This is a genomic window from Collinsella sp. AM44-11 (genome assembly GCF_003467145.1).
GTDB lineage: Bacteria > Actinomycetota > Coriobacteriia > Coriobacteriales > Coriobacteriaceae > Collinsella.
Genome location: NZ_QSFE01000005.1, coordinates 44611 through 70408, shown reverse-complemented (window position 1 = coordinate 70408; position 25798 = coordinate 44611). Strand labels below are relative to the sequence as shown.

Genomic DNA, 25798 nt, shown 5'->3' with positions numbered 1-25798 from the left:
CAGGCATTTTATGCAGTTATACCTATCAGGTCGCAAGGGGTCCTTGCATAAGTCGTCTTACTCGTCCAGCGCGGCGAAGGCCTGCTTCAGATCCCAAATGATATCCTCGGCGTTCTCGGTACCGATGGAAAGACGGATCGTGGAGGGTGTGATGTTCTGCTCGGCGAGCTCCTCGGCAGAGAGCTGGGAGTGCGTGGTGGTAGCCGGGTGCACGACGAGCGACTTGACGTCGGCCACGTTGGCAAGCAGCGAGAACACCTGCAGATGATCGATGAACTTCCAGGCCGCCTCCTGGCCACCCTTAATCTCAAAGGTAAAGATTGAGGCACCGCCACGGGGGAAGTACTTCTGATAGAGCTCGTGATCGGGGTGCTCAGGCAGGCTCGGGTGGTTCACCTTGGCGACGTGGCTGTCACCAGCCAGGAACTCAACGACCTTCTTGGTGTTCTCAACATGACGGTCAACGCGCAGCGACAGGGTCTCGGTGCCCTGGAGCAGGACCCAGGCGTTGAACGGGCTGATGCAGGCACCCTCGTCACGCAGCAGGATGGCGCGGACATAGGTTGCGAAGGCGGCGGGACCGGCAGCCTCGGCAAACGAGACGCCATGGTAGGAGGGGTTGGGCTCAGCGATCTGGGCGTACTTTCCGCTCGCCTTCCAATCGAAGTTACCGCCGTCGACGATCACGCCGCCCAGCGAGGTGCCGTGGCCGCCGATGAACTTGGTTGCGGAGTGGACAACGATGTTGGCGCCATGCTCCAGCGGACGGAACAGATACGGGGTGCCGAAGGTGTTATCGACGACAACCGGCAGACCGTGCTTCTTGGCGATCTCGGAGATAGCGTCGATGTTGGGGATGTCAGAGTTGGGGTTGCCGAGCGTCTCGAGATAGATGACCGTGGTGTTGTCCTTGATGGCACCCTCAACCTCTTCCAGGTTATGAGCATCGACAAACGTGGTCTCGACGCCAAACTGGGAGAGCGTATGCTCGAGCAGGTTGTAGGAACCGCCGTAGATGGTCTTCTGAGCCACCACGTGGTCACCAGCCTGGGCAAGAGCCTGCAGGGTATAGGTGATGGCGGCGGCACCGGAGGCGACGGCAAGACCGGCCACGCCACCCTCGAGCGCGGCGATACGGTCCTCAAAGACGCCCTGGGTGGAGTTGGTCAGACGGCCGTAGATGTTACCGGTGTCGGCAAGACCAAAGCGATCGGCGGCGTGCTGGGAGTTGCGGAACACATAGCTCGTGGTCTGGTAGATAGGCACGGCGCGGGAGTCGGATGCGGGGTCGGCGCTCTCCTGGCCAACATGAAGCTGCAGGGTATCGAAACCAAAGGTGTGCTCGGGGTTGTTGATGAACTGGCTCATGATGATCTCCTTGATCGAACGAAAGTAAATAAATAAGAGAGAAGTAAGTCGCTGTCTCCTGATCACGCCGACGGGCGCAAACAGGAGCCCGGCATTCGTCTTGGTAAGCAGTTCATATGCGGTCCTCCTTTTGACATCCCGGTTCCGTGGTCGGCTTAATTACCTACCGCCTTTGTGTGTTTTGAATAGTACGAGCATTGTTTCGCTCGGTCAATCACTTAAAAGCGCTAACCTGTTATCGGTTTTTTAGATAGCTATCGAAAGGACGGGCACCGATGACCCTCCAGCAGCTTCGTTTTCTTATCGCCGTGGCAGAGTCCGGCTCAATCAACGCCGCAGCTCAGCGCCTCTATACCGCTCAGTCCAACATCTCAAACGCCGTCAAAAGCCTAGAACAAGAACTCCATCTGGAGATCTTTACGCGCTCCAGCCGCGGCGTCACGCTCACCAACGACGGCACCGAGCTTTTGGGCTATGCGCGCCAGGTCGTAGAGCAGGCCGACATGCTCGAGGCACGCTATGAGGACGGTGGCACCCCGCAAGCCCGCCTCGCCATTTCCGCCCAGCACTACGCCTTTTCGGTCGAGGCCTTTGTCAACGTAGTCGAGCGCTGCCGCGACAGCAAGTTCGAGTTCATCATGCGCGAGACCACCACATCGCAGATCATCGATGACGTCCGTGCGTTTCGCAGCGATATCGGCATTCTGTATCTGGATGACTTTAACGCCCGCGTTCTGCAGAAGGCCTTCGCCGATGTCCGCGCAAGCTTCCATCCCCTCTTCGACGCGACGGTCCACGTCTTCGTTAGCGAGCGCCACCCGCTCGCACGCCGCCCGCAGCTGTCCCTTGCCGACCTCACGCCCTATACGCGCTACAGCTTTGAGCAGGGAACCTCAAATTCCTTCTATTACGCCGAGGAACCTTTTAGCTATATCCCTTGCGACCGCAACATACGAATCTCGGACCGCGGAACACTTACCAACTTACTTATCACGTCGAACGGTTACACCCTGTCGACCGGTGTCCTCTCCAATGAAATGCAATGGGGCATGGCATCGATCCCGCTAGCAGACGCCCCAACGATGCACGTTGGCTACATCATGCACGACGAGCGCAAGCCCTCTCTCCTCTTGCAGCAATACCTCGACGAGCTCAACCGCATCATCCATGCCAACTAACAGTCGGAAGACGGGGTAGAAATCGTAGATTGCTGGCCCCCGGCGGGCATGGCGCTACAATGGTCACTCACACGAAACGTACCCAACGAAAGGAAGCCCGTGAAGGTCATCATCTATACCGACGGCTCGGCCCGATCAAATCCGGGACGCGGCGGCTACGGCGCCGTGCTCAAATACACCAACCCCGCCGGCAAGACCTTTACCTCCGAGCTTTCGCGCGGCTACGCCAAGACCACCAACAACCGCATGGAGCTCATGGCCGTTATCGTGGCGCTCGAGGCACTCAACCGCCCCTGCGAGGTCGAAGTCCATTCCGATTCACAGTACGTCGTCAACGCCTTTAACAAGCACTGGATCGACGGTTGGAAAAAGCGCGGATGGAAAACCGCCAACAAGCAACCCGTCAAGAACCGCGACCTGTGGGAGCGTCTACTCACCGCCAAAAGCAAACACAAGGTTGAGTTCATCTGGGTTAAGGGTCACGCCGGTCACGAGCTCAACGAGCGCTGCGATGAGCTCGCCACCACGGCGGCCGACGGCAGTAACCTCGATATCGACGCCGGCTTTAACGAGAGCGACCTGTAATAGCGTTTTCGCGCAGCTTTATATCCCCACGCGCTACACTCATCCTGTAGACCAAACAACGCAAGGGGGACATATGCTGCGCATCGCGACCATCGGCACATCCATGATCACCGACGACTTTATCCAAGTCGTCAACGCCAACGACCAAGCCGCGTTTGTGGGCACGCTTTCACGCGATGCCAATCGCGGTGCCGCCTTTACCGCCGAGCGCGGTGGCGAGCGAAACTTTACTTCACTCGATGAGCTCGCGGCAGCCGCCGACGTCGACGCCGTCTATATCGGCAGCCCTAACGCACTTCACTACGAGCAGGCCCTTGCCTGCATCGCCGGTGGCAAGCACGTCATCGTCGAGAAGCCCTTCTGCGCCACCGAAGCGCAGGCGCTGGAAGTCTTCCGCGCTGCCGAGGCAGCAGGTGTCGTGGCCCTCGAGGCCATGCGTCCCCTCCACGACCCCGCCTTCCACGCCATCGAGGACGCCCTGGGCGAGATCGCCCCCATCCGCCGCGCCTCATTGCGCTTTGGCAAATATTCCTCGCGCTACAACGAGATTCTCGCGGGACGCGCCACCAATATCTTCGACTGCAATATGGCATCGGGTTCCCTCATGGACATTGGCGTCTACACCGTCGAGCCCATGGTCGAGATTTTCGGCATGCCCTCCGGCCTTACGAGCATGGCTACTCTGCTCGACCCCGCCACGCGACAGCTCACGCACGGCCCCATCGACGGCTGCGGTTCCATCCTCGCCAGCTACGGCGGTGGCCGTATCTCCGTCGAGCTCGCGCACTCCAAAATAACGAATGACCTGCTACCCTCGCAGATCGAAGGCGAGCGTGGCACTATCCAGATCGACCATCTGTCCACGCCCCGCAATGTCCGCATCGACTATCGCGGCGATGTCGTACGCGGCTCGGCGACCGAGGCACCGAGCGAACAGGGCGACAACGGCCGCGTGCTCGACCTGCCCAAATCGAGCAACACTATGGAATACGAACTCACAGACTTTATCACCGCCATCGGCGGCATCGATAACGTTAAGGAAGAGATTTGGGAGACCCCGGCGGGACGTCACGAACTTGGCCACTACCGCGATGTCACGCTCGTCTCATTGCGCATCATGGATGCCGTGCGCCAGCAGGCCGGCATTACCTTCCCGTCCGACGCAGGTAAGCAGGCCTAGCGATGGGCTTCTTCGATGCGTTCTTCTCCAGCGTCACCGGCGGCAGTCGAGAGCCTCAAAAACCATCAAACATCGAGCTCGAGTTGCGCCGCAGGCTTACTGTGCTCGCAAGCGACGAGGCCACTCAAGACACTCCCCTGCGCTATTTCCTGCGCTGGGCGGGGCAAGTCCAGGGCGTTGGTTTTCGCTTTACCAACACCAACCTCGCGCAGGCACGCGCACTCACCGGCTGGGTGCGCAACATGGAAGACGGCTCGGTCGAGATGGAGATACAGGGAGCTCCGGCAAACATCCTATCTCATCTCGAGGCGCTTCATGCCTCCTACGAGCGCATGGGAACGCGTTTTCGCCTCGTAGAAGCCCAGGCCCAAGCCCCACTTGCCAATGAAGACAGTTTCATTCCTCGTTATTAGTATTGTGTGCTAAATACGGTATCATTTACCTACGACCGTTGATAGAAAAGAGGCGAGGCGCATGGCGGTGCAAAGAAGGAATACCAGGCAGCGAAAGCTGGTTCTTGACGCCGTGCGCCAAAGTTATAACCATCCCACCGCCGACGAAATCTACAACGTCGTGCGCGCGCAGGATGACAAAATCAGCCGCGGTACGGTCTACCGCAATCTCAATCTCTTGGCCGACGCCGGCGAGATCCTCTCCATCAAGACGCCGGGCGGCAGCCGCTTCGATCGCACGATCGAGCCGCATGCGCATATCATCTGCACCTCATGCAGCCGCGTCATCGACGTACCGCTCCCCTTCGATGCCCAGCTCGACGCCAAGGCGTCCGAGCAAATCGGCTGGCACGTCACGTCGCACTACACCATCTTCGAGGGTCTCTGCCCCGACTGCCGGTAGATGTTTGGGACATGCCTACTCAGCAAGTAGACGACGCAGCTCCTCTTCGACCGTGCGCACGTAGCGGACACGGTCATTGACACCGCGCATGCTGGGATTGCAGCTCTCCATCAGATAGGGATGGCCCACCACGTTGAGCATGTCGCGATCGTTTTCGTTATCGCCAAACGCCATCATTTCGTTAGGTGAGATCCCCAGCGCACAACCATAATCGGCAAGCGCGGACCCCTTGCCCGAATCAAAGCCGATAAAGTCGGTCCATTCGGTTCCCGACGTCATCACATCGACCCGGTCGCTAAAGCGACGCACAAAATACTCCAGCGCCGCCGGCTGCTCCGCCTCGGGCGTCTGGAAGGCAATCTTAATGACATCCTCGTCAATGTCTTCGGGACGGTCGACTACCGCCACATCACAATGGACCTCATAACGCAGGTGGTCAACAAACGCATCGTTGCTGCTCATGGTGTAGAGGTGTCCCTCACACGAAAGGGTCACGTCGGCATGGGGGTACGCAACCACGGCATTCGCGATATCCATGGCCAGGCCACGCTCCATAGAACGCTTGACCACGGCACGCCCCTCGCTCATGACCAGGGCTCCGTTTTCGCATACATAGGCGAGTTCATCGGCCACCGGGGCAAACAGGTAGCGCAGGCTCGCATATTGACGGCCACTCGCCGGCATAAACACGATACCGCGACGATGTAGCTCATCGATAAGCTCAAAGGCCTCGGAACGCGGCTCGCGCTCCCCCGGGTGCAGCAACGTGCCGTCCAAATCGCATGCAATCAGCTTGATTCCCTCAAGACCCATATGCTTCCCCCAAAGCCTCCTATCAACAGCAAGACGGACCTTGATCGGTCACCCCTCAAAGCCCGTCTTGCGCATACGCGCGCTTAGTCGCGCGTCTTTTTAACGATGGTAAAGTCCGGAGCCATGCTCACGACAACATCGGCCGCGCTCGACGCAAAGCGTCGGCCCGCATCGAGCTCGCGCGAAACGATCGAGATTCGAGCTCCCTCGACGCCGCGAAGCATACGGCCCAAAACCGGCTGCACCGGCGTATACATGCGCACGGTATGCTCGTCCGAGTCGCCCCGGAAGAGCGGCGCATGCATGTTGCCGATCTCCCAGCACGCATGCGCGAGCGCAATCGGATCCATGCGGTCGACTTCGACCAAATAGACCTCGGCGCTGCGCAGGCGCACGACAACCACCACGGGCACCATGCCCGAACGGTCAATGGTGAGCACGTCGCCATCGGCAAGACGACCGCCGTCGGCAGTATCCAACCGAACATCGATCGTGCGCCCCAGTTCCGTCACGCCCACAAACGCGCATGCATCAGCCTGGTCCCAATCGAGCAGTAGCTCGTCAACTTCAAAGACGCCGCCCAACTTCCGGCGAAGCAGGAGTTCATAGGACGGATCGTTGAGATTTCCCAAGCATGTCGTCGAAACCAAGCGTTCAGGCATACTCTAGTCCTCGACCTCGACGAGCTCGATATCAAAGTTGAGATCCTTGCCGGCGAGCTCGTGGTTGGCGTCGAGCGTCACGGCCTCGGGCGTCACGTCGATGACGACGGCGGAGACGGGCATGCCGCTCGGCGTGGACAGGAAGAGCTTCATGCCCTTCTCGATCTGCTCGATATTGGGGACCTGCTCAGCCGGGAAGGTCAGGACCATCTCGGGGTTGTGCTCGCCGTAGGCATCGGCAGCGGGAATGTGCACGGTCTTCTTCTCGCCCACCTGCATGTCGACAACAGCGGCGTCGAAGCCCTTGATCATCTGACCGGCGCCGCAGGTGAACTCCAGCGGCTCGCCGCGATCGTAAGAGCTATCGAACTGCGTGCCGTCGTCGAGCGTGCCACGATAATGGGTCTTGACCTTCTTGCCCTGGTTGGACATGGTAACCTCCGTGATAAGGGCGGCGCACAACGCGGGCCGCCGTGAACATATGGCGCTAACTATACCCTAGTCATACAATTCAAAGACAGTTTGCAAAGAAACGCTGCAACCGGAGGAACCATGGCATATCCCGTATTTGACCTACACTGCGACACTGCCGACCGAATCGGCTGGGCCACGCTCGATCTCGACCTGCGCTTTACCGCCGGCACCGACGGTTATTTCCCCGGCGACGAAACGCATCCGCAAGATTTCGACCTCATCGAGGGTAACGCCTGTGCCATCTCGCTCGTAAAGATCGGCAACACGCCGTGGGCACAGTGCTTCGCCACGTTTGTCCCCGACGAGATTCCCACCGCCCACGCCGCGCGCTTCCAGGCGCAGATCATGGCGCATATGAGCGGCCAGGCAATGCTCAACCACGACCGTATGGTCAACGTGCGCAGCGCCGCAGACATTCGCCCCGCGCTCAAGGACGGCAAGGTCGCTTGCATCCACACCATCGAAAACGCCACGTTCTTTGCCGAGGACCCCGCGCTGATCGAGGTGCTCAAGAGCCTGGGCGTGCTTATGTCGTCACTCAGCTGGAACGCGCAGGGACCGCTCGCGAGCGGCCACGACACCCACGCCGGCCTCACCGCCGCCGGCATCGAGGCGCTTACGCAGATGGAGCACGCCGGCATGGTGCTCGACGTCTCCCACCTCAACGATGAGTGCCTTGACGAGGTCGCCGCCCGCGCCACGCGTCCCTTCGTCGCCAGCCACTCCAACTCCCGTGCGGTTTGCGGCGTCAAACGCAACCTTACCGACGACCAGTTCCGCACCATTCGCGACATGGGTGGCATCGTCGGCCTCAACTACTGCAGCGAGTTCCTTTCCAACGACGCAACCGACAAGACCGCCGCAGACGTCACCTTCGACCAGCTGGCGGCGCATATCGAGCACTGGCTCGACCTGGGCGGCGAGGACGTCATCGCGCTCGGCGGCGACTGGGACGGCGCCACGGTGCCCGCTTTCCTCTCCGATGCCAGCAAGATGCCCGAGTTCCAGAACATGCTTTCCAAGCATTTTGGCAAGACCGTGATGCAAAAGCTCTGCAGCGACAACGCGCTCGCCTTCTTTGAGCGCTATTAATTTCACATCCCTTGAGCGGGCCGGCATGCCGAACGGTCGACATGCCGGCCCGTCCCCAATCCAAAGGACCGCTTTTGACGCAGCAGTTTACGATTTCCGCATCCCGACCGGATGGGACGCCCATCCCCGTCGTCGTTACCAAAAAGTGCGTCAAGAACTTCAACCTACGCGTCACTTCGAGCGGTGAGGTCCACGCCAGCGCACCGCTCGGCGCCACCCGCGAGCGTATCGAAGCGTTTGTGAAGCGCAACAGCGCCTGGATTACCAGCCGACTTGCCCAGCGCGAGCAGCGTCAGGCGACGGCACGAGAGCCGCTCAGCCCCTCGTCCATCATTGCACTTTGGGGCAAGCCCATCACGGTACAGGATGCACTCGATCACAACTTTGCATTACCCGCACCGCGACCCAAACAGGCCACCTTCGCAAGTTTTATGGGTACCGATGAATCGGACGAAGGCCCGCAGGCCAAGCGGCACGCAATCCTCGACGGCCTAACGTCCGACGAGCTCCAAGCCCACATCGACCAGCTCTACGCGTCCGAGGTCACCGCAGCGCTACGCGACATCGTGCACGCGTACGAAATCGCAATGGGCGTCGCCGTGGCCCGCGTCTCCGTGCGCAGCATGAAAACGCGTTGGGGCTCCTGCACACCCAAAACCGGCGCCATTCGCATCGCGCGCGAGCTCGCCGCCTACCCTGTCGAATGCCTCGACATGGTTGTCGCCCACGAGCTCGTCCACTTGCTCGAGCCAAGCCACAATCAGCGGTTTCACGCCCTGCTCGACACGTACTGCCCTAACAATAGAGCTCTGTCGCAGCGGCTCAAGCAGCCACCCCTCAACAAGCTCTAGCGTCGACTAGCGCACGCGCTCGATCTCGACGCCGCAGCTTGCCAGGGGCAGGCCAACAGGAGCCCACGGCTTATCGAGCTTTATGCGCACACCAAGCAGCGAGGGATAACGGCGCAGCAGCATCTGGGCTGTCCCCTCGGCTGCCGCCTCGATGAGCTTAAACGTGTGCTCGCGCAGATAGCCATCGACATCGTGGCACACCGAGCCGTAGTCAATCGAGGCGTCCAGGTTATCGTGCTCCCCCGCCGCGCGCAGGTCGGCATAGAGCACCAGAGAAACGATGAACTTCTGACCCAGCGCATTCTCCTCGGGATACACGCCATGGTTGGCAAAAACCTCAAGGCCGTCAATGACAATGCGATCGGCATGGCGCAGATCGTCATAGCTCACGTGAGGCGCCGCCGTTGCGGTGGATATTTCGCCCCTTCCACGGCGGGCGAGCTCAGCACCTTCGGTCTTGGTTGCATTCTCGGGCAGTTTCTTGTTACTCAATGCGATCGTCTCCTTCGTTTAGAACCCCGACCGCGCAAACTAACTACACGCGAATCGACAGGTTCTTTTTATCATCGCTCCAGTTGCAAGCGTTGCGCGCGGGGCATGCAAAGCAGGCACGCGACGCTTTATCGGCTGCATAGAGCAGACGCTCAAGCGGTTGGCTGTTCACGCGCAGCTTTCGATGGCCCAGAATGGCCGTCTTAATGGCTGCGGCATCGGCCGGCTCAAACGCCACGTCATCGGACATGCCGCCGAGAATTGCATCAGCGACGCGTTCGCTTGCAACATCATGGGATATACCCGATTCATACTGTTCATCTTTGCCGATATCGTGAAGAAGTGCCGTGGCGTAGATGACCTCGCGGTCAAATTCGAGCTGTTCCTCGAGATTCTTGATCCACATAATGCGAGCGACATCGAGAAGATGGTCAATACCGTGGCGGCAGAAGATGCGCCCCGATTCCAACCGTGCAATGTTGCCCAGGTGCCGCCGGAACAGCCCGTTGGCACAAATGTAATCAATGCGAGGCATGGCACCAAAGGGGGCCAGGCCCGAAGCCATAAAGCCGCGACGCGACGTCCCCTCATCGGTCTTCGATGTAAAGTCGTTGACGACTCTCATGGTTAGCGGCCCAGCATCCTAAAGAAACGCTCCTCGAGCGCGGGATCGGTCTCAAAGACGCCGCGGCGAGCGAGCGTCACGGTCTTGGTGCCGGGCTTTTGCACGCCACGCATCGTCATGCACATATGCTCGGCCTCCATCAACACAATCGCTCCCTGGGGAGCGAGATAGTCCATGAGGGCATCGGCAACCTGTGCACACAGTTGCTCCTGCAGCTGAAGACGACGGGCATAAACCTCAACCGTGCGGGCGAGCTTGGAAAGCCCAGCCACCCGACCGTTAGGGATATAACCAATGGCGGCCTTGCCATAAAACGGCAGCAGATGATGTTCGCACAGCGAGTAGAACGTGATGTCGCGCTCGATAACCAAATCGTTCGAAGCGACGGCAAAGGTTTTGGACAGGTGCTCCTCGGCACTCTGGTCCATGCCGCCGGCGATCTCACCATACATACGGGCAACGCGCGCCGGGGTCTCCAACAGGCCCTCACGAGTTGGGTCCTCCCCTATGCCCTCAAGCAACAGCTTAATGGCGGCCTCGACTTTTTCCTGATCGACCATCTGGGCCTCACTTTTCCGATTTCACGTTCGCGCTATGGTACCACGCCCTCCGGCATCGACCACAAGCTACATAGTATGGGTCGAATAGACCGGATCGTCCCGCCAAAGCTGCACAGCGTCGCAAAGCGCAACGCCCTCACGCACAGCGCGGTCGCGCGTAGCGTTCATATCGATCACACGCTGGTTACTCGAGCCCCTAAAGCGCAACGAGATATCATAAAGATCCTGAACAAACGGGCCATCCACCAACATGTCGAGGCAGGCAAGGATACGGTCCGTCACCTCAGTATGGTGACGACCACCCGGCATAAGCTCCTCGAGCACGTCGCCGGTAAAACACCAAATGGTCTTTCCTGACCCCGCAGGATAAGCGGCACGAACACGCTCGACAAACTCAACGAGCCCCGCCTGGTTCTCGGGTTCCATGGGCTCCCCACCCAGAATCGTCAGGCCGTCAATAAAGGGATGATCGAGGCTCTCGATAATCTTGTCCTCGACGGCACGATCAAAGGGCTCGCCCGCAGCAAAGTCCCACGCAACAGAGTTAAAGCAATTCTTGCACCCACGACGGCACCCGCTCACAAACAGAGAAGTACGAACGCCTTCCCCATCAGCAATGTCGAAATACTTAATGTTCGCGTAGTTCATAGGTAACTCTCCCGGGAGGCCGGGGCATATCATCCCGTCCTCAAACATTCTCGGCCTTCGGCCTGCGAAACTGCGGGCGGGACGATATGTCCCGGCCTCATGCAAAGGGTAACTCAATGAACGAAGCGAACATCGAGCATAGGGTTCGAGGTCCAATAAAAACTGGGTTGCGGCTCAACCGCTATCGCAAGTAAATCGCAGCTGCAGCTCGAATTATTTCCGCTAAGAACTTCGAGGAGTGAGCAGACCGCGCGCTGCATCTCAGCTACGTCAACTTGGCTGAGCCGAGAGGGCCGCTTGGGCTTTTGCTCGATATGAGTTCCGCACGCAAAGAAGGCCACTTAATGTGGCCTTCGTCTTGCGCAGGACTGTCCGAAATAGCGAGCAAATGCCCAAGCGGCCCTCTCGGTTCAGCCCCGGAGCGGTATTAGAGATGCAGCACGCGGTCGCGGATCTCCTCGGTTCGACCCTGGTTCCAGAACTGGGTACCGATGTAGCCGCACGTGCGACGGGCGACATTCATCTTCTCCTGGTCGCGGTTGCCGCAGCTGGGGCACTCCCACACCAGCTTGCCGTCATCCTCGACAATCTTGATCTCGCCATCGTAGCCGCACACCTGGCAGTAGTCGCTCTTGGTGTTGAGCTCGGCGTACATGATGTTGTCGTAGATGTACTGCATCACGCGGATGACAGCCTTGAGGTTGTCCTGCATGTTGGGAACCTCGACGTAGGAGATGGCACCGCCCGGCGAAAGCTGCTGGAACATGCCCTCGAACTTGAGCTTGTCGAATGCGTCGATCTCCTCGGACACGTGGACGTGGTAGCTGTTGGTGATGTAGCCCTTGTCCGTCACGCCCGGGATGATGCCAAAACGACGCTGCAGGCACTTGGCGAACTTGTAGGTCGTCGACTCAAGCGGGGTACCGTACAGCGAGAAGTCAATATCGCTTTCGGCCTTCCACTCGGCGCACTTGTCGTTCATGCGCTGCATGACGGCCATGGCAAAGGGCGTGCCCTCCTTCTCGGTGTGGCTGTGGCCCGTCATGTACTTGACGCACTCATACAGGCCGGCATACCCCAGGCTGATGGTGGAATAGCCGCCCACGAGCAGCTTATCGATCGTCTCGCCCTTCTTCAGACGCGCCAGGGCGCCGTACTGCCAAAGAATCGGCGCGGCATCCGAAAGCGTGCCCATCAGGCGCTCATGACGGCACAGCAGGGCACGATGGCACAGCTCAAGGCGCTCATCGAAGATCTTCCAGAACTTGTCCATGTCCTGATGCGAGCTCAGCGCGACATCGGGCAGGTTGATGGTCACAACACCCTGGTTAAAGCGACCATAGTACTTAGGCTTGGTCGGGTCATAGTTCAGCGCGTTGGCGACATTGTTAAAGCCGTTGCCCGAACGGTCGGGCGTCAGGAAACTACGACAACCCATGCAGGTGTAGCAATCGCCGTTGCCGGCGGTCTCGCCCTTAGACAGCTTGAGCTCGCGCATCTTCTTCTCGGAGATGTAGTCGGGCACCATGCGCTTGGCGGTGCACTTGGCAGCCAGCTGGGTCAGGTAGAAGTACGGGGAATTCTCGTGAACGTTATCGTCCTCGAGTACATAGATAAGCTTGGGGAATGCCGGGGTAATCCACACACCGGCTTCGTTCTTAACGCCCTCATAGCGCTGACGAAGCGTCTCCTCCACGATCATGGCAAGGTCGTGCTTCTCCTGCGCTGAGCGAGCCTCGTTGAGATACATAAAGACCGTCACAAACGGCGCCTGGCCGTTTGTGGTCATAAGGGTCACGACCTGATACTGAATCGTCTGGACGCCGCGACGGATCTCGTCACGCAGACGGTCCTCAACGACCTCACGGACCTTTTCGGCAGATGCCGAAACACCGAGCTCCTCGAGCTCGCGGGCAACCTCGCCGCGAATCTTTTGACGGCTCACCTCAACAAAGGGGGCGAGATGGGTCAGCGAAATAGACTGGCCGCCGTACTGGGAGGAAGCAACCTGGGCGATAATCTGCGTCGCGATGTTGCAGGCAGTCGAGAAGCTGTGCGGCTTCTCGATCAGCGTGCCCGAGATAACGGTGCCGTTCTGGAGCATGTCCTCCAGGTTCACCAGGTCGCAGTTATGCATGTGCTGGGCAAAGTAGTCGGAATCGTGGAAGTGGATCAGGCCCTCATTGTGGGCATCCACGATCTCCTGGGGCAGCAGCACACGCTGAGTCAGGTCCTTGGAAATCTCGCCGGCCATATAGTCACGCTGGACGGAATTGACGGTCGGGTTCTTGTTAGAGTTCTCCTGCTTGACCTCTTCGTTATTGCACTCGATCAGCGACAAAATCTTGTCGTCGGTCGTGTTCTTCTGGCGCTTCAGGCTCTGAACATAGCGATAGATGATGTAGTGGCGAGCAACCTCGTAGCAGTCGAGACGCATGATCTCGTCCTCGACCAGGTCCTGGATCTCCTCGACCGAAACGGTGTGGCCCGCGTTCTCGCATGCCTCGGCGACGTTTTGTGCCGCGTAAACCACCTGGCGGTCGGTTAGACGAGAGCTCTCCTCGACCTCCAAGTTGGCGGCGCGGATGGCATTGACGATCTTATCGATGTCAAAGACAACCTCGGTGCCGCTGCGCTTGATGATCTTCATCCTCTTGCCTCTTTCGCATCGTAGCCTCATTGCGCTTCAGAGCCAAACGATGCCCGGCAGGGCCTGTCCCTGTCTTGCGGCGCCGTCGCGCAATCTTTGTTCTCGATAAACCATAAGCCTCCATGCGGACATTCCCAGAAGCCGATCAAGCGGCTCAAGGACACGTTCAAAAGAGGCAGTTAAGGTCTTCGTTCTCTGTCCGCCATCTATCATACGACAAAGAGGCATCTATATCCTGTATTCTTTTTTTAGGTCAAACACAACATATAGTGTTTCAGCAGGTCAAAGCAATTAGTCATTTTGCAAACGCATTAAAAATGAAGGGCTCTTGGCAGAGTGCTAAAACGTTATCAGCTCGACTACCTGCACGGCAGTTTTGAAACCCCCTCAACCGCGCCGCTGACAAATCCTACCAAAACCAAGCCGCTCACGCCAAAAGAATCCAAAAGATTATGCTTGACCAACATGTTGCGGTCGAATGCCGGCGGACGGAGCGACAGGACTGTAAACGCTCGGAAGACTACAGCCCCGGCGCCCCGTCCGCCGGCATTCGATAGGCGAGGATCTATTACCTCTCTTCGCGAACCATCATGCGGCCGAGAGCCGCTGTAAAGGGATCGAGCAGCACGCCGGCGATAACCACAAAGGCCCATCCCTTTGTGACGAGGCCGGCCCAACGCGCGAAGAACGTACGGCCTTCAATCGTTCCGAATCCTCCCTGGAAGGCAATCTCGCCAAAACCGATCACCATAAAAAGGAGCGTGGCACCGATGACCGTACCGGCGATCTTGTGTGATGCACTCCCCTGCTCAAAACCAAAAAAGTCCAGGCACATACCAACCGTTTTGCCAAACAGCGGGAGTGCGCTCAGAACCTCGGCGATCACCGTGGCCACGATGAGTTGTCCCCAAAAGCCCGTGGGGCCCGTCAGATCCAAGCCAGGCGCCCCTTCAATGATGGGGAGAAACGCGCAGAGCAATAGCGGGTTAAAGAAGCCGTTGAGAATACCGATAACGCGCCTGACAGGTAACTTCATAGCCGTAAGCCTTTCAAAGTCATTGATAGAAAGAGGGCCGCCGGCATATGTCGGCGGCCCCGATAAAACATGATGTACGGCAAAGCAACTACTCGAGCGGCTACTCCGCCTCGCCGCCGGCCGCCATCTTCTCGGCCTCGGCAAGCTGGGCCGGGGTGAGCTTGCGATACTTAATGGCGCCAAAGACGACACAAGCCGCACAGACGATCATGCCGGCGATGAACTTCTGGTCAATCGTTGCACCAAACGGCGACGTCACGGCCTCAAACACAATGGGAGACAATGCCATGCCAAAGTTGATACCTGCCATGCCAATGGCGAGGTTAAACGCACGTCCCTCGGGGGCAGAGTTGCCGGCGGCAAAATTGCCCTCCAGCGGCACGTAGGTCTCCTTGCCCAGCGCAACGACAAAACCCGCAACGCACAGCACCATAAAGGCGGGCGCAACCAGCGTCAGGCCCAGGCCGACGAGCGTCACGCCCCACGCGATCGGCATAGCCAGGTTCTTAAACTTGGCAAACAGCGGACCGACCAAAAGACCAGCCGCAATACCGGCAACGGTCATAACGGTAGAGGCAAGACCGGCCTCCACGGTACCGCCAAAGCCACGGCCCACGACAAGCAGCGAGACATTGGAGCTAAAGAGCTGGAACGTAAGTACGAACACAAAGCTCATGAGCGTGATAATCGCGACCTCTTTAGGCATATTGGCAAACACGTTGACCTCGCGCTTGGGCTCAAGATGACCCTCAGGAAGGCAAACAGCCTCGATTACGATGAAAATGATCATGATGAAGTACGCCGCATAGCTGTGGAACCACTCGGCAGAACCCAAGATGCCGGAAACCATCGTCCAGATAATGCCGCCCAGTGCAACAAAAGTGGAGTAGATGCCCATGACAAACGAGCGCTGCTTTCCGCCAAAGTAATCCGCGATAAGAGCGTCCGTTGAATTCTGCACGGCACCGAGACCAAGGCCCATGACAGCAGAAGCCGCTAAGACTTGGCCGAGCGAGTCGTGGAACACCAGCACCGAGGCGCCTGCCAGCATCACGATAATGTGACCGACGAGCGTCGTCTTCTTCTTGGACACGCGAGAGGCAAGCTGTGAAGAGACGAGCATGGCGGACAACGCCATCATCAACGGAATGATGCCGATAATCATCTGAACGGCAGCGATGTTCTCGTTGGGAAACGCGGCCGCAACAGAGGCCACGATGGGAACGGGCACGAGCATGCCCATGATGCACATGGCGGCTGCGTAAATGCCCACCAGGTACTTGATCTTGGTTTTATCCATGATCCATCCTTACACTTAAAGAAAAGGGTCGGAGCGGCCAGACATCACCAGCGGCCGCCCCAAACACAGCACTATTAGTCGTTGAATCCGGTGAACACGGGTTCTCCGCTGTACACGAGCGCTTCCTCGACACCATCGAGCACGCGGCAGGCGCCAGACGCCATCGCCTCGAGCTCAAACTCGCCGGGATAAGCCGATACGGGAGCGATCCAAGAGCAGCATTCCTCAATCGAAGCAACGAGCTCCTTGCTGTGGACCATGCCGCCTCCGAGCAAGATGCCGTCGACGTCGCCCTTCAGCACGCAGGCCATCTCGCCAATCCACTTGCAGATTTGGTAAACCATTGCATCCCAAGCGCGTGCTGCAGCCTTATCGCCCGCAGCGGCACGTTCACACACCTCGATGGCATCGGACGTACCCAAAAGGTCAACGAAGCCACCGGTCTTCATGCAATGGGCGCGGGCAACGTCGAGGCCATGTTCCGCCGTATACTTCGCGACCTCGATTGCGGGGACCGAGCCACAGCGCGTCGGCGCCATGGGGCCCTCGCCGCCGACGATGTCGTTGCCGTCGACCATCTTGCCCTTAAGGTGAGCGGAAATCGAAATGCCACCGCCGATATGACAAACAATAAAGTTACACTCGTCATATGCGCGACCGAGCTTTGCCGCGTGACGAATGGCGGTCTCTTTAAGATTAAGGGCGTGCAGGTGCACGTTTCGATACACGCCCTTAATGCCCGTCATACGTGCGAGGTCGCACAGCTCATCGGTATCGGGAGGATTCACCACAAAAGAGGGCTTGCCCGTCTTTGAAGCGAACTCATGGGCAATCTGGGGGCCAAGCTGCGCCGGGTGCTGAATGCCGTTCGCACCGATGCGGGCATGCTCGAGCATGACCTCATTGATGGCATACGTGCCGCCGGGCAACGAAAGCAAGCCGCCGCCGCGACCGACAAATGCATCAAAGTCCTCGAGCTTCAGGCCCGCCTCCCCCAGTGCTCCAAGAATCAGATCGCAGCGATACGGCATCTGAGCCGAAACCCCATCGAACTGGGCGAGGTCCTTCGCATCGTGCGCAACGTTCTTGCTGAGCTTGCACTCGTCACCCTCAAAAACGCCCACCTTTGTGGAAGTGGAACCTGGGTTGATTACCAGGACGCGCCAGGGAGTCTTTTTATCGGACATACCCTAAGCCTCCTTAAGCGCCTGGGCGCGCACGCAGCTCATCACCACGTTGCCGACGATCTCGTCGACGGGCGCAGAGCGCGAGCAATCGCACACGATCCTTTTGAAGCCCTGAAGCATGGGGCCGTAGGCATTGGCACCGGTCAGATTCTGGATGATCTTGACGCCGATATTGCCCACGTTGATATCGGGCCAGATGACCACGTTGGCTTGGCCCGCAACAGCGGACTCACGATGTACCTTCTTGGCCGCAACCTTGGGGTTAATCGCCGAATCAAACTGGAACTCACCGTCGATGGCAAGGTCGGGACGGCGATCGTTGGCAATCTCACGAGCACGGCGCACTTTGTCGACAAGTTCATTATCCATCGAGCCGTCAGTCGAATGCGAAAGCAGCGCGCAACGGATATCCCATCCGGTCAGCGAGCGCACCGTTTCGCTCGACGAAATCGCGATCGAGGCAAGTTCCTCGCTCGTAGGGTCGACGCAAACGGCGGAATCGCCAAAAGCCAAAAGGCCACCTTCGCCGCCGTTCCAGTTGGGAATGTCGGCGATACCGCACGAGCTCACGGTGTCCACCCCGTCGGCAAGGCCGACGATGGTCTGACCCGCCAGGATAATATCGCCCGTGGCGTTATCAATGCCGGCGAACATTACGTCGACATCGCCGAGCACCTGCAAAATCAGGGCGCGCTCAAGCGGACGCGTCATACGGCGCGCGGCGCCCTTGGGCTTAAACTTGCAATCCGGATGCGAAAGGTAGCGCTCGCAGCAGGCGGCGTTCGCCTCCTCGTCGGTCACATCGACAATCTCGATGCCGTCAAGGAAGATGCCGCGCTCATCGGCAAGCTCCTTGAGCTTACCGCCGTCGCCGACCAGCACACATTCGGCAAGATGCTCGGCGGCGATCTTTGCGACCGCCTGCATCATGGTCTCGTTTTCGCCCTCGGGAAAAGCAACGCGCATAGGCTTGGCGGCAGCCTGCTCGCGCAGGGTCTGCATCAGGTCCATGGCAGCTACTCCATCTCTTCGGCAGTGCGCTCGATAAGCTCGCCGATGGTCTTCATGACCATGACCTCGCGAACGGGGACCTCGGCATCGAGCTCGTTCTCGATCATGGAGGTCAGGGCGATCATCTTCATCGAGCCCTTGCCCAGGGTCTCAAACGTCGTCTCGGGGGTCACATCGCCATCGTAGTTGTAAGCGGACTTGGCAAAATCGCAGATCTGCTGAGTGAGTTCTTCGTTCATGATGGTGCCTTTCTAAGATAAAAAGAGGGGCGGCCACGGCGGGCTGGAGACATGGGTCCCGCCGTGGCCTAAGAGAGGAATCGAATTGTTAAAAGGGTGAAAACCTAGTCGTCAAGCTCAAACGTGAGCTCTTTGTAACCCGGTCGATCGATGACCTTGGCATGGACACCAACGGTCTCGCCCGCCATGAGCTTGGCGCGGATCTCGGGGGCCTTCTTCTTGGTAATGCCGTAGATGACGTAGGTGTACTGAGAACCCTCGTCAATATCGACGGCGCCGTAGGCGTACTTGCCATACTCCTTGAGGTAGGGCTTGTCGTTCTGCGGACCAGGCAGGGTAAAATCGATCAGATGGCCGTGACCGGAAACCTGGACCCAATCGGTCTTGTGGTAGCCGCAGGCATTGCAGGCAAGGTGAGGCGGAAACTCGACGGCTCCGCACTCGGGGCACTGACGTGCCCAATAGATGCCCTCTTCAAGACCCGTGTAGAACTTCTTGACCACGGGCTCCATATCTTTGAGTTGCATGAGAATACTCCTTATGGGAAATCGAAAACCGCGGTCGCTTAGGCGACGGTACGAAGAATCTGGCAGCGCACATTCTGAGAACCGCCAAAACCGCGCAGGAAGGCCGTCTCAGGAATCTTCTTCATCTGGGTTGCACCGGCGACGCCGCGCATCTGCTTGACGGCCTCGACGATATCGGCGATACCGGATGCGCCATGAGCGTGGCCGAAGTTGCAACGGCCACCGTGCGGGTTGATGGGCTTATCGCCGTCAAAAGCGGTGCGGCCATCGATCGCATACCTCCAAGCCTCGCCGCGCGGAATATAGCCGCACTCCTCGGCCGAGACGATCTCGGAAGCCAGGAAGAAGTCATTGCACATAAACAGGTCGATCTCATCGGGGCTCACGCCGGTAAGGTCGTAGACCTGCTTGGCAGCAAGCTCGGTAGCCCAGTGCTCGTTGTGAAGCAGGCCGGCTTCGACGGCAGAGGCGCCCGTGCCCAGAACCTCGATAGGTGCATACGGGACACCCATGGCCTTGGCCTTCTCCGTGGGCATCACGACAACAGCGGCGGCACCGTCGCATTTCTTCTCAAAGCCGGTAACGCGCAGGTACTGCGTAACGCGCGGGTTGTACATGCTCTTGAGATACTCGTCGGCGGTATCGAACCCAGCCGCCTTCGCATCCTCCTCGACCGTGGTCTCGTACCAGGCAAGGGGATTCAGGACGGCACCGCGGCGAAGGCTCTTGGTAAGGCCGTTCAGGGCGTCATCGATCTGATCGGCAGTAAGGTCGTACTGCATCGAATACTCGTTGATCCAGTTGTCGAACGACACGCCAAAGGCACCATCGAGCGGGCGACCATACGCGCGGTCATAGATCTTATCGAGCGAGGGAATCATGACGTCGAGCGTAAAGTCCTGGCGAATATGCGAGGGCATGTGCTCAACGGGAAGGGTCGAAGCCAAATCGCAGGCACCCGTAAGGACGACATCGTAGGCACCGGAGGCGACTGCCATCACGGCCTGCTCAAGGGCGACGTAGCCCGTGCAGCAAGCCTCGGAATGATGGACGGAACCCTTGGCGCGAACGCCAAACCAATCGGCAACCTGCATGTTGGGGGTAATGCAATCGCCAACGAGATAGGGATTGGCGCTGCCGTGATAGAAAAAGTCGATATCGCGGGGCTCAAGACCGGCATCGGCAATTGCCTCGAGGGCCGCATAGCCAAACGCCTCGCCCTCGCCAATACCCTGGGTCTCGGGATGTTCCTCAAAATCCTTGAACGGGGTGCAGCCCACGCCTACAATCGAGACGCTGCGCATGTTCTTTCCGAGCGTAACCACTGAATATCACATCCTAATCATGTGAAGGTGTACGGAGTGATGGCGCAGTCCGGCCGCGAGCGAAGGTGAGAGAGCGCTCGCGGCTTTTCTGTGCCGTCACACGTTGAACTACTGCAGTGGTTCTCTTGAACGTGACTTTAGTTTACGAGGGGCAAGACAGGACGTATGGGACAAAAAGGCCCTATGTGTCCCATCATTTGAGACCCATAGGGCAAAAACGTTCCAAATAGCAGGTAAATGGTCTTATCAATAATGCAAGGATTCGGCAAATCATTATGACACCGCCATTGATCTAACCATTTACCCGTAAATAGCGACCGTTCATCCGAGCGTATTATCGAAATCAGGGATCCGCGGATGCCAATGGCGCGATGCATCGTCGACAAAGAGCGGTGCGTAGAACATGCGATTGAGCGCGGCGGCAACGGTTCGTGCCTCAAGGTCAGGCCGGACTTCGAGCCAATACTGGATGAGGTTATGGTGGCCCGCAAGCGCAAAAGCAAGATACAGATCGAGGTCCGTCTCATCCGAAAACGTCGACCGCAAACGATCGCGAAAATAGTCATGCATGAAGATCGTTGCCTTGTGTGCAAACACGGGATCACCGTTATCGCTGTTAAGCGCCAGGACTTTCGAGCGATTGGCCTTGAGGATTTCCATGCGCTTGATCATCGTGGGCGTGGGATCAAGCTGCGCATCACCAAAACGAGCCTCAAGGGCAACGTCGTTAATGTCTTGCATGTTCTGGAGCAGCTCATCTTCAAAGCGCTTGACCACATCATCGACAGAGCGGTAGCAACGATAGAAGGTTGATTTTGATGTATGGGCAAGACGGAGTACGTCGGTGACCTTAATCGATTGCACAGGCGTTGTCGCCATAAGTTCAAAGACGGCGCCTTCGATCCGCGAAGCAATATCGTTTTTAGCGTTCAGTGACATAGAAGGCCTCCCCTGTTGGCGATTGGCTACTATGCTACCCGAAAGGCATGCTCCTCAATGGCGATATGGGGCATAGAACGCGCTGCACAAGAGATGACACACTGGCCAAACACCACCGAGGAAGTAAACCATCCGCTCGGCAACCCGTCTTTGCGGGGATCGATTGAAAAGCCGGACCCCTCCGCCTTCAGGACGGCTTCGATACGCGTCCAAACCCGACACAGCCGAAAGGCGCGTTCCTGCGAATCTGCCGCAGCGTCAATCCACGCCCGTTCCCTTGAGCTCGCCATACGCTCAACCGCAATAGGTACAATCTCATCGACCGCCTCGATATCCACGCCAATAGGTCCTCCGACCGACCGAGCAACATCGGAAACAGCGAGGACGGCCACGCTTCCGCCATGTGAAATGGAAATAGAGGGGGCCTCCCCATCCGCAAGCTCGATCTTGCCGAAAGCAGAACGCGCAAGCTGGGTGTCGTCGAAGACACCCAGGGCGTCGCGGAGCGGCAGACCCACGCCCGCAGCTTCCCTCCGAGACGCAATGGGGAGATCTCCATTGGAGGCACGCGAGGCATAACGTCCCGCGATTGATGCCATATCAACGGTCTCGCCGGGATCGATCGCAGAAACGTCAACGAGGTGCACGGTTATGTTCAAAATGGTCAACCCCACTCGATTGAGATGACAAGGCTAAACTGACGCTCAGAACCGCTCTTTCATGAATCGAGGCACCTTTTGCCGACGATTTGGCGACCCATTTGGCGACCAAAACAAAACAGCCCAGAGGACATAGCCTCTGGGCTGCGAACATTTGGTGGGCGTTAGAAGATTTGAACTTCTGACCTCTTCCGTGTCAGGGAAGCGCTCTCCCCCTGAGCTAAACGCCCAAATGGAGCGGACAACGGGGCTCGAACCCGCGACCCCAACCTTGGCAAGGTTGTGCTCTACCAACTGAGCCATGTCCGCTTACGAGGATTAATTTTACGTGATACCCGCATCCTATGCAAGAACTTTTTTTGAAAAGTTTTGCGACGCCCTCTCGAACCTCGCGAAGACATCAGCCACCACGGAAAGCGCAGGCAAACGCAAACTCGCCGCAAGAGGCCCCTACAACTCAGCGAGCATGATCCAGGCAGAACTGTCCTGCGCGAGCTTGCCGTCTGCAAGCGGTGATGAGGTGAGCAGGACCCTGCCCGCCGGCAGCTCCACGGGTGCTGCACCGAAGTTCGTCACACACGCCCAGCCGTTGTCGCGGCGATAGGCGATGACGCCGCCCTCAGCGCCCTCGGCACCATCCGCAAGGCCGGTGCGCCCGTCAAGATCGAGCCACTTAAGATCGTTGGCGCGCCCGCGCAGCTTGCGCCGCAGCCAGAGGGCGTCACGATAGAGCGCAAGCATCGATGTCGGGTCCGCTTCTTCCCTATCGGCAGCGTAATCGGAAAACCATGCAGGCTGCGGCAGATGGGGCGCCGCATCGGCGTCCGCCGGTGAAAACCCAAACGATCCGCCCTGCACGGGATCGTCCGCTGCCACCCACGGCAGGGGCACACGGCAGCCGTCGCGCCCCTTCTCGCGCTTCGGTCCGTGCGTATTGGTCGCAGTAGGATCTTCGAGTGCGGCCCACGGGATATCGGCCACCTCAAAAAGGCCGAGCTCCTCACCCTGATACACGTATGCCGAGCCCGGAAGCGCCAGCTCAAGCAAAAGGGCCGCCCGCGCGCGGCGCTCACCGAGTTCACGGTCCTCGTCATAAGACGACCCGTCGCGTAAGAGCCAGTCGAGCGCAATCTGGTGGTAGCGCGTCGCCTTGATTTGCGGCAGGGCATAGCGCGTCGCCACGCGCGGCACGTCGTGGTTGGAGAGTACCCAGGTCGAGGCAGAATTGGATTCGATAGCCGCCTTCAAGCCCTCCTCGATTGCAGCGTGCATGTCATCATAGGTCCAAGTGGCCTTGGCAAACTCAAAGTTGAATGTCTGGCCAAGCTCGCTGGGACGCGCGTAGAGATACTGGCGCTCGGGCAGCACCCATGCCTCGGCAACGGCGCTGCGCGGCGGATTATAGCGGTCGAACACGCGGCGCCACTCGCGATAGATCTCATGGACCTCGTTGCGGTCCCACAGCGGATGGGTGCCGTCGCCAACCATGTCATCGCCCTCGGCGAGATGCCACCGGTCGAGGTCATCGCGGTCGAGATCCTTGGCGAGACCGTGCGCCACATCAATGCGAAAGCCATCGACGCCTCGATCGCTCCAAAACGCCAGGACGTCGCAAAAGAACGCGTGAACCTCGGGGCATGACCAGTCAAAGTCCGGTTGCTCGGGCGTAAACATGTGCAGATACCACTGACCGTCCGCAACACGCGTCCAGGCGGGGCCGCCAAAGTTGGCATTCCAATTGGTGGGAGGCAGCTCGCCATGCTCGCCGCGGCCATCGCGGAAGATATAACGGGCGCGCTCGGGCGATCCGGGGCCGGCGGCAAGAGCGGCTTTGAACCAAGGGTGCTGGTTGGATGAATGGTTGGGCACGATGTCGACGATGACCTTGATGCCGTGCGTATGAGCCGCAGCGATCATGTCATCGAAGTCGTCAAGCGAGCCGAGACGTGGGTCGACATCGCAGTAGTCCGCCACATCATAGCCGCCATCGACAAGAGGCGATGGGTAAAACGGGCTCAGCCAGATGGCCTCGATACCCAGCCGCTCAAGATAGTCCATCTGCTGGGTAATGCCCGCGATATCGCCCAGACCCGAACCAGTCGAATCCTTAAACGAGCGCGGGTAGATTTGATAAATCGCGGCATCGGACATCCATGAGCGCGAAGAGGACTTTTCTGTAGCCATGGGGTGCGCCTCCCTTGCAACGAGGTTTTGCGAGATGCCCACGATGATACGCCCAAAGCGGACATTCGCGGCAAACAACGCCACAGACACGCCCCAAAACGCTCGCTCCCCCTCGGGTTCGAGCCCAAGCGACGGGTACGAAAAAGCCCGGCTACCGTAGTAGTCGGGCTGCTGCGTTTGGAGCGGACAACGGGGCTCGAACCCGCGACCCCAACCTTGGCAAGGTTGTGCTCTACCAACTGAGCCATGTCCGCATATGTAAAACAAAACGGGCGCCGGAGCGCCCGGATGTTGCCTGGAGGCGAAGCCCGGATTCGAACCGGGGGTAAAGGCTTTGCAGGCCTCTGCCTTACCACTTGGCCACTTCGCCGAAAAAGGACCGCCTAAACGGTCCAGAAATGCAATGGAGCGGACAACGGGGCTCGAACCCGCGACCCCAACCTTGGCAAGGTTGTGCTCTACCAACTGAGCCATGTCCGCTTGCGGGTTATTAATTTACGCGAGTTGTCCAAAAGACGCAAGTACTTTTTTCAAAAAACTTGTCTGCCGCATGTTCTTAGTAGCTAAACGCGCTAAAGCGATTGGCTAGGCACACGATTCCAGCGCTCCGCTAAACAGCTTCACCATCTGCACGCGCGTGCCGGCGCCGTCCGCACGACGAGCAACCTCCACGTTATCGACGAGCATACGCATAAGCTTGATACCACGGCCGCGCTCCTCAGATGCGACCGGTTCGCTCGTTTCATCGATAGAATAGCCGGCACCTCGATCAAGTACCTCGACCACAACGCGATCGCCATAGGCCTGAACCGTCAGGACGCACCCGATACCGCCCGCATGGTCATAGGCATTACCCAGCGCCTCCCCCGACGCCAATGCGACATCGTAGCGCTCGTCGCGACGCAACGGAAGCGATTCAAGGAGTTCGGCAATGCGATGTCGATAGTATGGAAGATTCTCGATACCCTGACGGACCTCGACGCTCTTACTCCAGCGAGGCAGCTCCCCAACCGGAATGGCGGGAATAGACTCCCGTGCCGGACCCGCAACATGCAGGATGTCGACAAGTCGGGCAATCTCCAAAAAGCGAATAACCTCCTCGGAGGCGTTAACAAGCGAAAGCAGGCCCTCTCGCCTCATAAGCTCTCTAGCACGTGTAAGCAAAAACGCCAAACCCGTCGAGTCGATAAAGCCCACGGCCTGGCAATTGATGACAACGCGACGCACGCCCCGGTCGATCAAATTATCCAACCGTCGGCGCAGCACGGGCACCGAGGCGATGTCGACATCACCCGGTGGCGTCAAAACCGCTATGTCATTCCACTCATTCATACGACCATGGTTCCCCAAAAAAGCCC

General features: G+C 58.6%; 27 protein-coding genes and 5 tRNA genes. 7 read left to right on the top strand and 25 right to left on the bottom strand.

What is annotated here, in order from left to right; translation table 11 throughout:
* Positions 1-57 precede the first annotated feature (57 nt).
* Positions 58-1368, bottom strand: a complete 1311-nt coding sequence (locus DW943_RS04635; RefSeq protein ID WP_117862297.1) for an O-acetylhomoserine aminocarboxypropyltransferase/cysteine synthase family protein — start codon at positions 1366-1368, stop codon at positions 58-60.
* 275 nt (positions 1369-1643) lie between these two features.
* Between DW943_RS04635 and DW943_RS04630 the strand changes: the two genes are divergently transcribed.
* The 5 genes from DW943_RS04630 (at position 1644) to DW943_RS04610 (ending at position 5166) form a co-directional block, all read left to right on the top strand.
* Positions 1644-2546 carry a LysR family transcriptional regulator gene (locus tag DW943_RS04630; protein WP_117862296.1) on the top strand — a complete coding sequence of 301 codons (903 nt, stop codon included), beginning with the start codon at positions 1644-1646 and terminating at the stop codon, positions 2544-2546.
* 48 nt (positions 2547-2594) lie between these two features.
* Positions 2595-3131: a ribonuclease HI gene (gene rnhA, locus DW943_RS04625; protein WP_117862295.1), complete on the top strand. Its 537-nt coding sequence runs from the start codon at positions 2595-2597 to the stop codon at positions 3129-3131.
* A 73-nt stretch (positions 3132-3204) separates the two neighbouring features.
* Positions 3205-4311 (top strand): Gfo/Idh/MocA family protein, encoded by a 1107-nt coding sequence (locus DW943_RS04620; protein ID WP_117862294.1) that lies wholly within the window; start codon positions 3205-3207, stop codon positions 4309-4311.
* 2 nt (positions 4312-4313) lie between these two features.
* The gene (locus DW943_RS04615) at positions 4314-4724 is read left to right on the top strand and encodes an acylphosphatase (protein ID WP_117655275.1); all 411 of its coding nucleotides are present in this window, start codon (positions 4314-4316) and stop codon (positions 4722-4724) included.
* Between the two features lie 61 nt (positions 4725-4785).
* The gene (locus tag DW943_RS04610; protein WP_172677978.1) at positions 4786-5166 is read left to right on the top strand and encodes a Fur family transcriptional regulator; all 381 of its coding nucleotides are present in this window, start codon (positions 4786-4788) and stop codon (positions 5164-5166) included.
* A 15-nt stretch (positions 5167-5181) separates the two neighbouring features.
* Here DW943_RS04610 and DW943_RS04605 read toward each other — a convergent pair whose 3' ends face one another.
* The 3 genes from DW943_RS04605 to DW943_RS04595 all read right to left on the bottom strand — a co-directional run bounded on the left by DW943_RS04605 (position 5182) and on the right by DW943_RS04595 (position 7073).
* Positions 5182-5979 (bottom strand): HAD-IIB family hydrolase, encoded by a 798-nt coding sequence (locus tag DW943_RS04605; RefSeq protein WP_117655274.1) that lies wholly within the window; start codon positions 5977-5979, stop codon positions 5182-5184.
* Between the two features lie 83 nt (positions 5980-6062).
* Positions 6063-6641, bottom strand: a complete 579-nt coding sequence (locus DW943_RS04600; protein WP_117840036.1) for an urease accessory protein UreE — start codon at positions 6639-6641, stop codon at positions 6063-6065.
* A 3-nt stretch (positions 6642-6644) separates the two neighbouring features.
* The gene (locus tag DW943_RS04595; protein WP_117862293.1) at positions 6645-7073 is read right to left on the bottom strand and encodes a peptidylprolyl isomerase; all 429 of its coding nucleotides are present in this window, start codon (positions 7071-7073) and stop codon (positions 6645-6647) included.
* A 120-nt stretch (positions 7074-7193) separates the two neighbouring features.
* On the opposite strand from DW943_RS04595, the gene DW943_RS04590 reads away from it, so the two are divergent.
* Together DW943_RS04590 and DW943_RS04585 are read left to right on the top strand one after the other, a co-directional pair.
* Positions 7194-8207, top strand: a complete 1014-nt coding sequence (locus DW943_RS04590) for a dipeptidase (protein ID WP_117862292.1) — start codon at positions 7194-7196, stop codon at positions 8205-8207.
* Positions 8208-8281: 74 nt separating this feature from the next.
* A complete protein-coding gene (locus tag DW943_RS04585) occupies positions 8282-9058 on the top strand; it encodes a M48 family metallopeptidase (RefSeq protein WP_158566089.1) in 777 nt (258 codons plus the stop codon).
* Positions 9059-9064: 6 nt separating this feature from the next.
* Here DW943_RS04585 and folB read toward each other — a convergent pair whose 3' ends face one another.
* The 21 genes from folB to DW943_RS04480 form a co-directional block, all read right to left on the bottom strand.
* The gene (gene folB, locus DW943_RS04580) at positions 9065-9550 is read right to left on the bottom strand and encodes a dihydroneopterin aldolase (protein WP_199572782.1); all 486 of its coding nucleotides are present in this window, start codon (positions 9548-9550) and stop codon (positions 9065-9067) included.
* A 43-nt stretch (positions 9551-9593) separates the two neighbouring features.
* Entirely contained in the window at positions 9594-10175 is a 582-nt protein-coding gene (locus DW943_RS04575; protein ID WP_199572780.1) for an HD domain-containing protein, read from the bottom strand.
* A 2-nt stretch (positions 10176-10177) separates the two neighbouring features.
* Positions 10178-10735, bottom strand: coding sequence for a GTP cyclohydrolase I FolE (folE, locus tag DW943_RS04570; protein ID WP_022094399.1), 558 nt, complete (start codon positions 10733-10735; stop codon positions 10178-10180).
* A gap of 66 nt (positions 10736-10801) precedes the next feature.
* A complete protein-coding gene (gene nrdG / locus DW943_RS04565; RefSeq protein WP_117637451.1) occupies positions 10802-11383 on the bottom strand; it encodes an anaerobic ribonucleoside-triphosphate reductase activating protein in 582 nt (193 codons plus the stop codon).
* A 427-nt stretch (positions 11384-11810) separates the two neighbouring features.
* Positions 11811-14033, bottom strand: coding sequence for an anaerobic ribonucleoside-triphosphate reductase (nrdD, locus tag DW943_RS04560; RefSeq protein ID WP_117779251.1), 2223 nt, complete (start codon positions 14031-14033; stop codon positions 11811-11813).
* Between the two features lie 568 nt (positions 14034-14601).
* Entirely contained in the window at positions 14602-15069 is a 468-nt protein-coding gene (locus DW943_RS04555) for a hypothetical protein (protein WP_117583875.1), read from the bottom strand.
* Positions 15070-15169: 100 nt separating this feature from the next.
* Positions 15170-16369, bottom strand: coding sequence for an MFS transporter (locus tag DW943_RS04550; protein WP_117583874.1), 1200 nt, complete (start codon positions 16367-16369; stop codon positions 15170-15172).
* A 74-nt stretch (positions 16370-16443) separates the two neighbouring features.
* Positions 16444-17556 carry a butyrate kinase gene (buk, locus tag DW943_RS04545; protein ID WP_117862290.1) on the bottom strand — a complete coding sequence of 371 codons (1113 nt, stop codon included), beginning with the start codon at positions 17554-17556 and terminating at the stop codon, positions 16444-16446.
* 3 nt (positions 17557-17559) lie between these two features.
* On the bottom strand, positions 17560-18567 hold the full coding sequence (locus DW943_RS04540) for a phosphate acyltransferase (protein WP_117862289.1): 1008 nt from the start codon (positions 18565-18567) through the stop codon (positions 17560-17562).
* 5 nt (positions 18568-18572) lie between these two features.
* Positions 18573-18806, bottom strand: coding sequence for an acyl carrier protein (locus tag DW943_RS04535; RefSeq protein ID WP_055251381.1), 234 nt, complete (start codon positions 18804-18806; stop codon positions 18573-18575).
* A 104-nt stretch (positions 18807-18910) separates the two neighbouring features.
* Entirely contained in the window at positions 18911-19333 is a 423-nt protein-coding gene (locus DW943_RS04530) for a Zn-ribbon domain-containing OB-fold protein (protein ID WP_117583871.1), read from the bottom strand.
* A 38-nt stretch (positions 19334-19371) separates the two neighbouring features.
* Positions 19372-20658 (bottom strand): thiolase family protein, encoded by a 1287-nt coding sequence (locus DW943_RS04525; RefSeq protein ID WP_233502615.1) that lies wholly within the window; start codon positions 20656-20658, stop codon positions 19372-19374.
* A 321-nt stretch (positions 20659-20979) separates the two neighbouring features.
* Positions 20980-21597, bottom strand: coding sequence for a TetR/AcrR family transcriptional regulator C-terminal domain-containing protein (locus DW943_RS04520; RefSeq protein WP_117655264.1), 618 nt, complete (start codon positions 21595-21597; stop codon positions 20980-20982).
* Positions 21598-21626: 29 nt separating this feature from the next.
* The gene (locus DW943_RS04515; protein WP_117862288.1) at positions 21627-22256 is read right to left on the bottom strand and encodes a 4'-phosphopantetheinyl transferase superfamily protein; all 630 of its coding nucleotides are present in this window, start codon (positions 22254-22256) and stop codon (positions 21627-21629) included.
* Positions 22257-22411: 155 nt separating this feature from the next.
* Positions 22412-22486, bottom strand: a tRNA-Val gene (locus DW943_RS04510).
* Positions 22487-22489: 3 nt separating this feature from the next.
* Positions 22490-22565: transfer RNA gene (locus tag DW943_RS04505), tRNA-Gly, on the bottom strand.
* A gap of 141 nt (positions 22566-22706) precedes the next feature.
* Positions 22707-24440 (bottom strand): glycoside hydrolase family 13 protein, encoded by a 1734-nt coding sequence (locus tag DW943_RS04500; RefSeq protein ID WP_117862287.1) that lies wholly within the window; start codon positions 24438-24440, stop codon positions 22707-22709.
* A 178-nt stretch (positions 24441-24618) separates the two neighbouring features.
* Positions 24619-24694 (bottom strand) — tRNA-Gly (locus tag DW943_RS04495).
* Between the two features lie 42 nt (positions 24695-24736).
* Positions 24737-24810: transfer RNA gene (locus DW943_RS04490), tRNA-Cys, on the bottom strand.
* A 34-nt stretch (positions 24811-24844) separates the two neighbouring features.
* Positions 24845-24920: transfer RNA gene (locus DW943_RS04485), tRNA-Gly, on the bottom strand.
* A 105-nt stretch (positions 24921-25025) separates the two neighbouring features.
* Positions 25026-25772 carry an anti-sigma factor antagonist gene (locus DW943_RS04480; RefSeq protein ID WP_117862286.1) on the bottom strand — a complete coding sequence of 249 codons (747 nt, stop codon included), beginning with the start codon at positions 25770-25772 and terminating at the stop codon, positions 25026-25028.
* Between the last annotated feature and the right edge of the window lie 26 nt (positions 25773-25798).